Genomic DNA, 13177 nt, shown 5'->3' with positions numbered 1-13177 from the left:
CAACGTGCTGGCCGAGATCTTCGCTGAGGCGGGGCTGCCGCCCGGCGTGGTGAACGTCGTGCCGGCCGGCCGCGAGGTGGGCGAGCATCTGGTCACCCATCCCGACGTCGACAAGATCGGCTTCACGGGCAGCACGGCGGCCGGCAAGCGCATCGCCGCCCTGTGCGGCGAGCGCCTCAAGCGGGTGACCCTCGAGCTGGGCGGCAAGTCGGCGGCAATCGTGCTGCCCGACGCCGACATCGGCGAGGTAGCCGCCGGACTGCTGCCCGCGTCGCTCATGAACAACGGCGAGGCGTGCGTGGCCCAGACGCGGATCCTGGCGCCTCGTGACCATTACCAGCAGCTCGTCGACCAGCTGTGCGAGCGCGTCGGCGCCATGGCCGTGGGCGACCCGCTCGATCCGGTGACCGAGATCGGTCCCCTCGTCACCTCCCGGCAGCGCGATCGGGTCGAGGGCTACATCGCCGCCGGGCAGGAGGAGGGAGCCAAGATCGCCCTAGGCGGCGGGCGGCCGTCGGGGCTGTCGAAGGGCTGGTACGTCGAGCCCACCGTGTTCGTCGACGTTGACAACGGCATGCGGATCGCCCAGGAGGAGATCTTCGGACCGGTCCTGGCGGTCATCCCCTATGGGGAGGTCGACGAGGCGGTGACGATCGCGAACGACTCGAACTACGGGCTTTCGGGAACCGTCTGGACCGCCGATGTCGAGCGGGGCCTGGACATCGCCCGCCGCGTTCGCACCGGCACCTACACCGTGAACGGGTTCATGCTCGAGTTCGGCGCCCCCTTCGGCGGCTACAAGGATTCGGGGATCGGTCGTGAGCTCGGCCCCGAGGGCCTCGCCGGCTATCTGGAGTACAAGTCGGTGAGCCTTCCGGCCGGCTGGACGCCGCCGGGCGGCTGATCGCTCCGGTCGGCCAATCGTGGCCGTGGGTGGTCTAGGAGGCGCGGACGGGACGGTAGGTGCAGATGTGAACCCCGGTGGCGCTGAGCGTGTGTGACGTCAGCTCGAGGACCCTGGACCCCCCGTCCTCGGGGAAGAGACGCTTGCCGCCGCCGAGCACGACCGGTTCGATCATCAGGCGGTACTCGTCGACCAGGTCGTTGCTGATGAGCATCCTCGCCAGGCTGGGGCTTCCCATGACCTGCATGTCGCCGCTGCCCTCGCGCCGCAGTCGCTGCACCGCGCTCGTGACGTCGCCGGCGGGCAACAGCGTCGAGTTGGTCCATGCGAGGTCATGCTGAGTCAGGGTCCGGGAAGCGACGTACTTGGTGATCTCGTTCATTCGATCGGCGAAGGGATCACCGGCGCGGCCCGGCCAGGCGGCTGCCATTGTCTGCCACGTGCGGCGACCGAAGAGCAGCGCCTCGGTGGACTCCATAGCTTCGCCGACTGCCGGTCCCATGGTGGCTGGATCGAAGAAGGGCATCGACCAGCCACCGTGTGCGAACCCACCATCGGTATCCTCATTCGCCCCGCCGGGGGCCTGAACGACACCGTCCAGGCTCATGAAGTCGCTGATCACGACGCGCATCGTTGTCCTCCGTGCTCTCGCAGGTCACTCACCTCCACAAGGGACGTAGCTTGCCCGTCGAAATCATCGGCGCCAATCGGTCGCTTGTCCGCCTCCGCGTCGGCGCTGAACGAGCGCCTCGACTCTGGTCGGGAAGGCGGGATTTGAACCCGCGACCTCAGCGTCCCGAACGCTGCGCGCTAACCAAGCTGCGCTACTTCCCGTTTGGCCTGCCGCCGAGCTGCGGCCGAGCCGTGCCGATCGTACCCGACGACGCCTCCATGACGACCCTGGCGACGCGATGCCGGCGCTGGATCCTCAGCTGGCGCCCCCCCCGGCCCCGACGAACGTGGGTGTCGGCTGATACGAGGCATCGTGGTAGCTGCGCCCGGCGAGCACCTCGCCGAGGGCTCGGCCCAGGCGGAGCGGGTCGAGCGGCTTGACGATCCAGCCGTCGGCCGCCGCCCGGCGGGCGAGGAACACGTCTGCCCGACGGTCCAGCAGCATCAGCACGCCGACGTGCGGCAGGCGACCCGCCGACTCCTCGAGACGAAGATCGAGACAGGTGGCCATGCCGCCCATGTTGCCGATCTGGAGGTCGACCACGACCAGGTCGGGGGGGTTTGTCCGGACGGCGGGGGCGACCGCGCTACCCTTCGTCACCTCGGTGACGACGGTGTCGCGACTGCTCACCACGGACCTGACGTCCTCTCGCACCGAGGCGGAGTCACTGGCAACCAGGATGTGCGGCACATTCGAAGGGTAATCCGCCGGCCCGCCCGGGTACCATCCCATATCGTTGCCGGTTCCACCAGGTCAGGCGGACGCCGGCAGCGGCAGCAAGGAGGACACCCCGTGCTCGACATCCAGATCGACTCTGCCGACGGCTACACCATCTGTCGGCCGGTCGGTGAGCTGGACGCCTTCACGGTCAGCCAGTTCCGCCAGTCCCTGGCCCAGCTGGCGTCCAGCGAGCGCCTGCTGATCGACATGTCGGGCGTGCCGTTCGTGGACTCGGCCGGCCTGGGTGCCCTCATCGGCGGGATCCGTCGGGCTCGCGAGCTCGGCGGCGATGTTGCCGTCAGCTGTAGCCGCCCCACGCTGACCCGCCTGCTGCGGACCACCGGCTTCGACCGCATCGTCACCGTCGCCGAGACGGTCGAGGAGGCGGCGGCCTCCCTGGTGCCGGGGCCCTCCCCCACCTGACGCGATCAGCGGGATCGAGCCGGGCGGCTCAGGCGACCGCCGGCCGGGGGTGTCCGAACAGGTGATCGGCGATCACCGCGAGCCCGTCGAGATCGTGGACGTCGTCGGCCAGGAACGGCACCCGTGCCACCGGGGCAGGGGCGACCTGGGCGGCCAGGGCGGCGTAGTGACCCTCCTCGCGCGCCGCCATGGCGCGCAGTTCGTCGCGGTTGGCGACAAGCGCCGCCAGGGCCCGCTCGTCCCCGGTGATCATTGCGAGAGGATCGGCGCCCGAAGCGTCGGATGCGGACGGTTCGCCTGACCCGGCGTCGAAGCGCGGATGCAGGCGGTTGACGACCAGCCCCTGCACGGCGATATGGGACCGGCCCAGGCGCTCGGCGAAGAACATGGCCTCGTCCACGGCGTCGCGGCGGGGCGAGGCGACGAGCACGAACGCCGTCGAGGACTGCGACAGCAGCTCCAGCACCCGCTCGGCGCGGTTGCGGAAGCCCTGTTCCATTCCCTCGAAGGCCTGGAAGAAGGCGACGGTGTCGCTCACCATCTCGGCTCCGACCACCTTCGCCACTGTCCGGAGGAAGGCCTGGGTGGCGACGCTGACGGCTCGCAGGTACGCCCTCGTGGGCATTATCAGCATGCGAAAGATCCGGTTGTCGAGAAACCGGGTGAGGCGGCGGGGCGCGCTCAGAAAGTCGAGCGCGCTTCGTGTCGGTGGCGTGTCCACCACGATGAGATCGAACCCGCCCTCCTCGTGCAGCTCGTACAGCTTCTCCATAGCCATGTACTCCTGCGTGCCGGAGAGCGCGTCGGAGAGGTTGCGGTAGAGCCGGTTGTCGAGGATGCCCTGGGCCTGCTGCGGATCGTGCGCGTAGCGGACGACGAGATCGTCGAACGTCCCCTTGGTGTCCAGCATGAGCGCCCACAGCTCGCCCGGCCAGCTCCCCCTCACCAATCCGGGGGTGTTCGTGAGCGAGCGCAGGCCGAGGGCATCGGCCAGTCGTCGGGCGGGGTCGATGGTCACGACGCAGGTCCGCCGGCCGAGACGGGCAGCCTCGACCGCGATGGCGGCAGCCGTCGTCGTCTTGCCCACGCCCCCCGACCCGCAGCAGACGATGATCGCTCGCTCGGCGACCAGGGCGGCGACGTCGCTCACGACGCCGACTCGAGCTCGGGCAGGCTCTCCAGGCCGGCGGCGAGCGTATCGGCCAGCTGGTCGATCTCGTCCAGGCCGATCTCGGTGGTGAACAGGTTCGGTAGCCGCAGCTGCGGGAGCGGAAGGGCGTCGGCGAGCCGTGTCATCTGCTCTGCCTGCACCTCCTCCCGCCTTCGGCGGAACTCCGCCGCAGCCCGCAGTGCATCCGCCTCCCCGGGCCTCAGATCGACGCCGGCGACAGCGGCGGCCTGGATCGGGTCCGCGTCCAGGTGATCCAGGTGGGGGTAGATCCCGTTGACGATCACTGGGCCCAGGCTCGTGCCGACCCGGTCCTCGAGCTTGTAGGCGGTCTCCACCGTCTCGTTGACGGGGGTCTCCTCGGCCAGGGTCACCAGCACCACCTGGCAGCGGGCCCCGTCGGACAACAGGTCGACGACGTCCGCCGCCTGGGTGCGGATCGGTCCCACCCGGGCCGAGTCCAGCAGGCCCTGGGCGCTGGTGAGGAACGTGATGGCGTGGCCGGCGGCGGGGGCATCCACCACGATGACGTCCGCCCGTCGGGACCGCTCGAGCTGCTTCACCTTGCCCAGGACCAGAATGTCCCGGATGCCGGGGACCGCCGTCGCCACCACGTCCAGCGCACCCGAGTTGACCAGCCGTTTCGACACCCGCCGCAGGCCGTGGTCGATGAGGTACTCGAGCAGGGCGTCGTCCGGGGTGAGGGTCCTGGCCCGGATCTCGCCCATCGGCCCACCGTGGGCGGCCCCGACGCCCTCGGGGCTGAGCACGACCTCGTCGTAGGTCAGCAGCTCGGGATGGCCCAGCGCCGCCGTCAGCCCGCTCTTGCCCTCCAGCTCCACGATCAGGACCGACAACCCGCTGCGGGCGGCCGTGCGGGCCAGGGCGGCGCTCACCGTCGTCTTCCCGACCCCGCCCTTGCCAGCGACGATGATGACCGAGCTCTGGGTGCAGAAGCCGGCGATATCCATGCAATTGGCACACTAGCCTTCGCCCGCCGCCGGCAAACTCCCTGGTCAGTGGCCTTTCTTCCCACAAGACCCTTGTTGACCGGGCGCGCCAGCGGTAGGGTCGATGCTCAGAGAGGGGGAGTCGTGAGCGTTCAACGAGTCGAAGAGGCGTGGCAGGTGCGGGCAGCCTGTCGGGGACCGCAGGCCTCGGTGTTCTTCCCACCCTCGCACTTCGAGCGCAAGGACGAGCGCAATGTCCGTGAGGCCCGCGCCAAGGCCATCTGCGCGACCTGCACCGTTCGGAGAGAGTGCCTGGACTACGCCATCCGCATCCGGGAGCCGCATGGGATCTGGGGCGGCCTGAACGAGGTGGAGCGCAAGGGCATGCTGGCAGGGACGGGGAGGGCCGGATAGGGCCCAGGCGGCGTCACCGCTCGCCCGGGTGTCCTCGACCCTCGTGACCTGGAGCACGCCGATAAGGATCGGCCCTCGCGCCGTGGCCCGATCCTGGGCCGCCGCCGGCCGTCTGGCCGCGGTGACGACGAGGCCGTTCACGCAGCTGCCGTGGGTGCTCTTCCCGGCGCTGGCGAGCACGCCAGCTCGTCTCGCCGACGGGCCCGAGCCCCAGACGGGCCGGCGCGGCCATCTCGACTGGGAGCACACCACCGTGTCCGGCCGTCCCGCGTACTACGGCGTCGCCGGGAGAGGGCGACCGGTGGTCTTCCTGCACGGCTGGGCGCTGGGACAACATGCCTACAAGCGGGCCCTCAAGCGGATCGTCAACCTCGGGTACCGGGTCTACGCCCCGGCCCTTCCGGGCTTCGGAGGGACCGCCGACCTGCCCCGAGAGGCGGTCTCCTTCGCCGGCTACGCCGAGTGGCTGGATGCCTGGTTGACGGTCCTGGCGGTGGACGAGCCCGTCTCGCTGGTCGGCCACTCCTTCGGCGGTGGCGTGGCGATCAAGCTGGCTCATGACCACCCCGAACGGGTCTCGTCGCTGGTGCTGGTCGACGCCATCGGGCATCCCAGCTGGCGCGTCCTCGGTGACCGGGCCCGGACGTTGTCGGAGCGCCCGCTGTGGGAGTGGGGCCTGCGCGTGCCGCTCGACCTGCTGCCCAGGCTGTCGCCCCGCCACGTTCGGTCGATTCTCGAGGACGCCCTGCCCAACGTCGTGCGCAACCCGCTGGCGCTGTGGCGCGTTGCCCTCCTTGTGCGGGCGTGCGACCTCACTCCAGAGCTGACCGAGCTCGGGCGAAGGGGCCTGCCCGCCACCGCCATCTGGGGAGCGGGCGACCGCGTCGTGCCCCGTGCTTCCTTCGACGGGTTGTGTGCGGCGCTGGGCTCGAGGGGTGCGATCGTCGAGGGCAGCCACTCGTGGCCGCTGACGGATCCCGACGCGTTCGCCGAGACCGTCGCCGCCGCCTTCGAGGTGTCCGAACGGGCGGCCGGTCGGCTCCGGCGCCCGGCCTGATCACGCCTCGGCGAAAGTGGGCATCGCGCGCTTCCCCGGCGCGCCCACGTTCGCCCCGACGCGCCGAGCACCTAGTCCAAAGTGGGCACGCGTGGACCCGCTACCCGCAGGTCACCCCGCCGCCGGGTCACCCCGCTGGCATCGAGGTGAGCCAGAAGGGGGAGCAGGAACTTTCGGGTGGTCCCCAGCCGGTCGCGGATGGCGGCCACGGTGACGCCCTCGGGGTGGGTCAGGAGAAGGCCAGCGACCTGGCGCGAGGCCTCGTCGACCGCCTCAGCGGCGAAGCAGCATCCATCCCGCTCCACCACCAGGCCCAGGCGGACCAGCTCCCGCAGCTCCACCCGCTCGATCCCGCCGTCGGGATCCGGCGGGCTGAACGGGTCGGCTCGCAGCGAGGCCAGGAACGGATGTCCGGCGAGCCGCTCGTGAGCTCCTCTGCTCGAGGCGGGGCGGGCCCAGCCGCCCTCGATCACGACGCCGTCCAGCGTGGCGGCCACGTCCCGGTGCCGCTCGTCCAGCGTCGCCAGGTCGAGGCCCAGCGGTCCGGCGCCGGTGACGGCCGACCTGACCGACCCGGCCACCTCGGCCAGGGCGGCCGAGTCGACGACCCACCGCCCGGCGATGTTGGGCGGGCGACGCTCTCCGGTCAGGCGTTCGAGGGCGTCGGCCTCGACCCATCCCCGCTCGGCCACCACCCGGGCGACCGAACGGCTCGGCGCGGCCTTCGCCGCGGGCAGCACGGGATCGACGTCGAGGATCTCCCCACCACCGACCGTCTCGGACCTCCCGCTCTCCCGCAGCACGTAGCGGTCTCCGGGAAGGAGCGGAAGCGGGACGGGCAGATGGAGCCGGACGTGGCCGTCGGTGCCCGGCGCCAGGGCCTGGGCCCCGAGGACGCGGAGGCGGACGGCGTGCTCTCCGGAGCCCACGTAGGCCTGGTATGCGCCTCGCCGGCTGACGTCGTGGTCGAGGGTGGCCAGCACCCCCAGGGCGCAGTCGAGCCTTCGGGCGAGGAACCATTGTCCCGGTCGGACCAGCGCGTCCCCGCGGTAGGGACGCTCGTGGGCCAGGCCGCTGAGGTTGACCGCCACCCGCCGCCCGGGGCCCGCCGACGTCCGGTTCTCGTTGTGGCTCTGGAGCGCCCTCACCCGGACCTTCTGTGGCCCCCGCATGTTGGGGCCGACGACGAGCAGCTCCTCGCCCACCTCGAGGGAACCGCCCGTCAAGGTGCCGGTCACGATGGTGCCCGACCCTCGGGCCGAGAACGAGCGGTCGACCCACAGGCGGGGACGGCCGTGGTCGGCGGCGGTGGGCGTGGAGACCAGGAGGCGGTCGAGGGCCTCCCGGAGGGCGTCGACTCCGAGCCCGCCCGGGGCGTCGACCGCGACGACCTCGGCATCGGCCAGGAACGTGCTGTCCACGTGGTCGGCCACATCCAATCGGGCCAGCTCGCGCCACTCGTCGTCGAGGCCGGCGACCTTCGTCAGGGCCACCAGCCCGCGGCGCACGCCCAGCAGCTCCAGGATGCGCAGGTGCTCCTCCGACTGGGGCTTCCAGCCCTCGGTGGCAGCCACGACGAACAGGCAGGCGTCTACCGCCCCCACCCCCGCCAGCATGTTCTTGATGAACCGAATGTGGCCGGGCACGTCGACGAACGCCAGCTCGGCGCCCGACGGCAGCTGTGTCCAGGCGAAGCCCAGATCGATGGTGAGCCCCCGCTCGCGTTCCTCGGCGAGGCGGTCGGGGTCGGTGCCGGTCAGCGCCTTGACGAGGGTCGACTTGCCGTGGTCGACGTGGCCGGCCGTGGCGAGGACGTGCACTAGTCCGCCCGCGGCCTGGCCGCCCCGGCGAGCGCCTTGGCCAGGACGGGGTCGTCGCCGGGGTCGACGGTGCGCAGGTCGGCCACGGTGCGATCCTCGGTGACCCGTGCGATCACAGGTGGGTCGTGGGCCCTGAGGGCGGCCGTATGGTCCCCGTCGAGGGCAACGCCCGCCGAGGGGATGTCCAGGCCGGGCAGCGATCCCCCGCCGGCGACCGACGAGCACTCGACGGGATCGCCGACGCCCAGGCTCGTCGCCCGACGGCGGAGCTCGGCCACCTCCGCCGAGGCCATGCGCCAGAAGGGAATCGCGGCCGCGTCGCGGCGTAGATAGGCCAGGAGCGTGTCCTGGAGGGCGCCGAGCACCAGGCCTCCCGGGCGCAGCGCCCGGGCCAGGGGATGGCGGGCGCAGGCGGCCACCAGGTCGGCCCGCCCGGCGATCACACCCGCCTGGGGGCCGCCGAGGAGCTTGTCTCCGGAGAACGTCACCAGGGCGGCCCCGGCCTCGAGGGTCTGGCGGGCTGCCGGCTCCCCGGCCAGCCACCGCGGGGGCCCGGCCGGCATCCACGGCGTCCGCTCGTCGAGGAGCCCCGAACCGATGTCGACGACGACCGGGGGGCCGAGCGTCACCAGCTCGGCTACCGACGCGGACTCGGTGAACCCGACGACGCGGTAGTTCGACTGGTGCACCTCCAGCACCAACGCCGGCTCGTCCGACAGGGTGACGGCGTAGTCGGACCGGCGCGTGCGATTGGTGGTACCGACCTCGACGAGGCGGGCGCCAGAGGCGGCCATCACGTCGGGAATGCGAAAGCCGCCGCCGATCTCGACCAGCTCACCCCGGCTGACCACCACCGGGCGGTCCCGGGCGAGCACGGTCAGCACCAGCAGGACCGCGGCTGCGCCGTTGTTGACGACCATCGCCGCCTCACAGCTGGCCGCTCGCGCCAGCAGCGCCGCGGTGTGGGACTGGCGCGATCCGCGCCGGCCCGTCGCCAAGTCGAGCTCGAGGTTGACGCCCCTCATCGTCGGCGACTCGGCCTTGGGACCGAGCGGCGCCCGGCCGAGGTTGGTGTGCAGCAGCACGCCGGTCGCGTTGATCACCGGGCCCAGCAGGGTGCGGGAGAGGGACTCGGCTCGGGCGGCCGCCGAGCCGGGCTCGCCGGCGGCGATCGCCTCCCGGGCGGCATCGACGAGCAGCGGATGGGGAAGACCGGTGTCGGCGAGGCTCCTGGCCAGCGAGTCCACGGAGGGAGGCCTCACCTGCCGGAGCCTACCGGGGGCCTGTTCGCGGGGCTCGCTGGTCGTGCCACCATAGGGGCCGACAAATGAGACGGCTGCTTCGTCCGCTGGCCGTGTTGGGGCTCTCCGGGGTGGTCGTGCCGTTCGCTGTGGGCGGCACGGTGCTCGCTTCGTTCCTCTATCTGCCCCTTCCCGCGGCTCTTCCCCCGACAAAGCCCGGCGCGTCCGTGGCGAGCCACCTCCTCGACGCCAGCGGCCACGAGTTCGGGCAGTTCCACGCCTTCGGCGAGAACATCCCCGTCGCCGAGCAGGACGTCCCCGCCGTGCTGGACCACGCCGTGATCGCGTCCGAGGATCGCAACTTCTACGACGAGGGCGCGCTCTCGCTCACCTCCACCATGCGGGCGGTGTTGGCCAACATCCGGGGCACGGTCCAGGGCGGGTCCACCATCACCCAGCAGTACGCCAAGAACGCCTACACCAGCGGCCAGCGCACGATCCTGCGCAAGCTCCAGGAGGCCATCCTGGCGGCACAGGTCAGCCGGCAGCTACCCAAGCACGAGATCCTCTTCCGCTACCTCTCGACCATCTACTTCGGTGAAGGGGCGTACGGGGTGGGCGCGGCGTCGCAGGCGTACTTTCGCAAACCGGTGAGCCAGTTGGACGCATCGGAGGCGGCCATGCTCGCGGGGCTGATCCCCGCCCCCAGCTACTACGACCCGCTGGTCAGCCAGGAGCTGGCCGAGCAGCGTCGCGTGACCGTCCTCGGCCTGATGCGCGACCAGCATTACCTGACGCCCGAGGACTACGCCACCGCGCTCGCCGAGCACGTCACCCCGGCAGCGCAAGCCAAGTACGGCGTGCCCGCCACCGTCTTCTACCCACCGGCGCAGCCGCAGATCGCCTATCCGTACTTCGAGGACTACGTGCGTCGCTATCTCCTGGCCAAGCTGGGACCGGGTGAGGTCTTCCATGGCGGCCTACGTGTCCAGACGACCCTCGACCCGGCCGTCCAGAGTGCGGCGGAGGCCACCGTTGCCAACAAGCTGAACGGCACCAAGCCCCCCCTCGACATGTCGCTGGTGTCGGTGGAGCCGTCCACCGGCTACGTGAAGGCGATCGTGGGCGGGCGCGACTTCGGCGCCTCGCAGGTCAACCTGGCTCTCGGCGGGTGCCCGGCCCGGCCGCCGCCAACGATCCAGGAAGAGGTGACCCCCTCCTGCTGGGATGGCGGGACAGTCGTCGGTGGCGGCGGCGGCCGCCAGGGGGGCTCGGCGTTCAAGGTCTTCACCCTCGCCACCGCCCTCTCCAAGGGGTTCCTTCCCAGCCGCACCTATCCGGCACCCACCGTGTACCAGGTGCCCAACTGCGCCGGTCCTGGCTGCACCATCCACAACGCCGAGGGGCAGGCGGGTCCACCGGCCAGCATCGCCAGCGCCACCTGGGCGTCCGTCAACACCGTCTACGCCCAGATCATCCGGGACACCGGAGTGCGCGACGTGGCCGAGATGGCCAAGCGCATGGGCATCACCAGCGCGCTCTACAACCCCGAGGAGTACGGCCTCTCGTACACCCTCGGCGTGATCGGCGTCTCGCCCCTCGACATGGCTTCGGCGTACGGCACCTTCGACAATCACGGCCTCAGGATCGAGCCGTCGCCCGTCATCAAGGTGACCGACTCGAGCGGCAAGGTGCTGCTGGACAACTCGCACCCGAACGGCGATCAGGTCGTCGGCCGGCCGGTGGCCGACAACGTGACCGACATCCTCAAGGGCGTGATCTCGCAGGGCACCGGCAACCCCAACGCTGTCCTCGGGCGGCCGGCGGCGGGCAAGACGGGCACCACCGAGAACTTCCACGACGCCTGGTTCGTGGGCTACACGCCGACGCTGTCCACCGCGGTCTGGATGGGCTACTCCGACTCCGAGACGAAGTCGCTGACCGGGATCAAGGGCGTCGGGGAGGTCTTCGGGGGCACCATCCCCGCCCAGGCCTGGCACGACTTCATGATCCAGGCGCTCCAGGGGGTGCCGGTCACCGACTTCAGTCAGCCGCCGCCGCTCATCGCGCCCCCGCCGACCCAGCCACAGGGCGTCTCGCCGGGGACGCAGCAGAGCCCGGCTCAGACCGGGCAGGGGGGGCCGTACGTCCTACAGCCACCCACCCCGCAGGCCCAGGAGCCGACGACGACCACGACGCCGTCGTCATCGTCGGCCACCACGACGACCACGGCACCGCCGTCCCACAGCACCACCACGACGACCGGGCTGCTGCCCAGGCCGTAGGTGCCGGCCTCTCTGGGCCGTGCTCATCGTCGAGGCGCCGCGCCCTGGGGCTCGTCCCGCGGGGTTCGAAGGCGGCGTCTGCAACTACCTACTGTTTCACCTTTGGTCGAAAGCAGCTGCGGGCCGCGCGCCTTATCGACCAAAGGTGAAACGCGCACACTACCGACGCCGCGCCGCGCCGCGCCTCGCCGGCGCCGGGCGGTCGAGCTCTTAGGGCTTGGCCCCCGCCGAGGGGGGCGAGCCGCCGGGGCAGCTGAGGACCTGATCACAAGCAGCTTGTATGGGCACGCCGAAGTAGATCCCGTCCGAAGTGAAGCCGAGCGGGCTGTAGGAGCGTGACGCGACACCGACGACGTCGCCCTGGCCGTTTATCAGCGGGCCTCCCTGGAAGGACGTGCCGACGGCGGCATCGCTCTGGAGCACGTTGGACGAGGCGTCGGCCACGGTGCCGGCGGTGATCGAGCCGCCGGATGCGCCCAGGCCGGAGACGGCGTAGATCCGGTCTCCGACTTTCAAGGGCGCGTCGCCGGTTGCGAAGTTCATCGTCTTCACGTTGTCCCGGTTGACCTGCAGCAGGGCCAGGTCCTTGGCCGGCTGCCAGGACGACAGCGTCGCCGGAGTGTCCGTGTCGCCCTTGCGCACGTAGATGGTGGGAGCGGGCTGGTGGGTCGCGGCCTGGACCGTGTTGTAGGAGGTGAGCATCAGGGTCTTGCCGTTGCCCGACGACACGGCGAAGGCCGACCCGACCGACGGCTGGCCGTTGGCGTCGACGGTGTGCACGAACCACACCGACGCCTGCGTCTGCTTCAGCAGGTTGGCGACCGCGGCGCCCTGGGCCTGCACGCTCTGAATGGGGCCCAGCGAGCGCTGGATCGCCGCCTGGGCGTTGGCCTGATCGGCCTGGATGGTGCCCTCGGCGGTCTTGAAGCGCTGGTCGAACCCGTTGACGAAGGAGCCCACCCGCTGCTCAGTCTGGTTGAGGCGGTACTGGTAGTAGGCGTAGAGGATGGTGCCGCTCAGGGCGGCGCCCACCGAGGCGGCGACGATCAGCGAGACCATGCCCCGCACGGTCTTGGGCAGAAGCCGTTCCCGCCAGGTGAGCGGTGTGGTCGGTCCGCCCGGCCCGCCCGGAGTGGTCGGCGCCGCAGCCAACGCCTCCCCGGCCGCAGCTCCGGCTGCCGCGCCACCGGCAGAGCTGCGTCCCGTGCTGCCGGCCGGACCACGTCCGACGCCGGCGCCCCGGCCGCGCATCTTGTCGGCCTCGCTGCCTCCTTTGACCGCTTTGGTGGCATTAGCCGCACCGACCTCATCGGCCCCGTTGGTCGCTTCGCGGTCGCCTCGCCGCTCACGGGGCTGACCCGAGGACGGACTGCGCTGGCCCGATCGGACGCGGCGGATGTCGTCCCCCAGCTTCCCTGCGCCCGGCCCGGCATCATCCGGGCCGAACTTGCTGCTCCCCATCGAACACGAGGGTAGCTTGCCCCTGGCGTGGCGATGAACGCTGGTTGGCCTGACGGCCGAT

12 protein-coding genes and 1 tRNA gene are annotated in these 13177 nt (G+C 71.2%); 5 read left to right on the top strand and 8 right to left on the bottom strand.

All coding sequences use genetic code 11. From position 1 onward, the window contains the following. A partial coding sequence (locus VH112_01325) for an aldehyde dehydrogenase family protein (GenBank protein ID HEX4538859.1) occupies nt 1-904 on the top strand: 904 nt, incomplete at its 5' end. Nucleotides 905-938: 34 nt separating this feature from the next. On the opposite strand, the gene VH112_01320 is transcribed toward VH112_01325, so the two are convergent. From VH112_01320 to VH112_01310, 3 genes are all read right to left on the bottom strand, one after another. Then, complete coding sequence (locus VH112_01320) at nt 939-1535, bottom strand: dihydrofolate reductase family protein (GenBank protein HEX4538858.1); 597 nt, start codon at nt 1533-1535, stop codon at nt 939-941. A 125-nt stretch (nt 1536-1660) separates the two neighbouring features. Next, nucleotides 1661-1738: transfer RNA gene (locus VH112_01315), tRNA-Pro, on the bottom strand. A 94-nt stretch (nt 1739-1832) separates the two neighbouring features. Beyond that, nucleotides 1833-2267 carry a response regulator gene (locus tag VH112_01310; protein ID HEX4538857.1) on the bottom strand — a complete coding sequence of 145 codons (435 nt, stop codon included), beginning with the start codon at nt 2265-2267 and terminating at the stop codon, nt 1833-1835. Nucleotides 2268-2369: 102 nt separating this feature from the next. Here VH112_01310 and VH112_01305 point away from each other — a divergent pair, with 102 nt between their 5' ends. After that, complete coding sequence (locus tag VH112_01305) at nt 2370-2720, top strand: STAS domain-containing protein (protein HEX4538856.1); 351 nt, start codon at nt 2370-2372, stop codon at nt 2718-2720. A gap of 28 nt (nt 2721-2748) precedes the next feature. Here the strand turns inward: VH112_01305 and VH112_01300 are convergent, their stop codons facing one another. Continuing rightward, nucleotides 2749-3870 carry an ArsA-related P-loop ATPase gene (locus VH112_01300; protein ID HEX4538855.1) on the bottom strand — a complete coding sequence of 374 codons (1122 nt, stop codon included), beginning with the start codon at nt 3868-3870 and terminating at the stop codon, nt 2749-2751. Further along, the gene (locus tag VH112_01295) at nt 3867-4859 is read right to left on the bottom strand and encodes an ArsA-related P-loop ATPase (GenBank protein ID HEX4538854.1); all 993 of its coding nucleotides are present in this window, start codon (nt 4857-4859) and stop codon (nt 3867-3869) included. The genes VH112_01300 and VH112_01295 overlap by 4 nt, the downstream gene beginning before the upstream one ends. A gap of 123 nt (nt 4860-4982) precedes the next feature. Between VH112_01295 and VH112_01290 the strand changes: the two genes are divergently transcribed. Together VH112_01290 and VH112_01285 are read left to right on the top strand one after the other, a co-directional pair. After that, a complete protein-coding gene (locus VH112_01290) occupies nt 4983-5252 on the top strand; it encodes a WhiB family transcriptional regulator (protein HEX4538853.1) in 270 nt (89 codons plus the stop codon). Nucleotides 5253-5334: 82 nt separating this feature from the next. Continuing rightward, nucleotides 5335-6309, top strand: a complete 975-nt coding sequence (locus VH112_01285; protein ID HEX4538852.1) for an alpha/beta hydrolase — start codon at nt 5335-5337, stop codon at nt 6307-6309. A 71-nt stretch (nt 6310-6380) separates the two neighbouring features. Here VH112_01285 and selB read toward each other — a convergent pair whose 3' ends face one another. Beyond that, entirely contained in the window at nt 6381-8129 is a 1749-nt protein-coding gene (gene selB / locus VH112_01280; protein ID HEX4538851.1) for a selenocysteine-specific translation elongation factor, read from the bottom strand. Then, nucleotides 8129-9391, bottom strand: coding sequence for an L-seryl-tRNA(Sec) selenium transferase (selA, locus tag VH112_01275; GenBank protein HEX4538850.1), 1263 nt, complete (start codon nt 9389-9391; stop codon nt 8129-8131). The genes selB and selA overlap by 1 nt, the downstream gene beginning before the upstream one ends. 65 nt (nt 9392-9456) lie before the next feature. Between selA and VH112_01270 the strand changes: the two genes are divergently transcribed. Next, nucleotides 9457-11655, top strand: a complete 2199-nt coding sequence (locus VH112_01270; protein HEX4538849.1) for a transglycosylase domain-containing protein — start codon at nt 9457-9459, stop codon at nt 11653-11655. Between the two features lie 210 nt (nt 11656-11865). On the opposite strand, the gene VH112_01265 is transcribed toward VH112_01270, so the two are convergent. Beyond that, nucleotides 11866-13116, bottom strand: a complete 1251-nt coding sequence (locus VH112_01265) for a serine protease (GenBank protein ID HEX4538848.1) — start codon at nt 13114-13116, stop codon at nt 11866-11868. Nucleotides 13117-13177 lie beyond the last annotated feature (61 nt).

It is taken from the genome of Acidimicrobiales bacterium (genome assembly GCA_036270875.1).
GTDB lineage: Bacteria > Actinomycetota > Acidimicrobiia > Acidimicrobiales > AC-9 > AC-9.
The sequence above is the reverse complement of the archived record's forward strand: the minus strand, read 5'-3'. Positions and strand labels throughout refer to the sequence as shown.

Bases quoted from the DNA above. Each gene is read 5' to 3' on its own strand.
- VH112_01320 (HEX4538858.1), bottom strand. From the start codon at position 1,535: ATGCGCGTCGTGATCAGCGACTTCATGAGCCTGGACGGTGTCGTTCAG.
- VH112_01295 (HEX4538854.1), bottom strand. From the start codon at position 4,859: ATGGATATCGCCGGCTTCTGCACCCAGAGCTCGGTCATCATCGTCGCT.
- VH112_01270 (HEX4538849.1), top strand. From the start codon at position 9,457: ATGAGACGGCTGCTTCGTCCGCTGGCCGTGTTGGGGCTCTCCGGGGTG.
- VH112_01265 (HEX4538848.1), bottom strand. From the start codon at position 13,116: ATGGGGAGCAGCAAGTTCGGCCCGGATGATGCCGGGCCGGGCGCAGGG.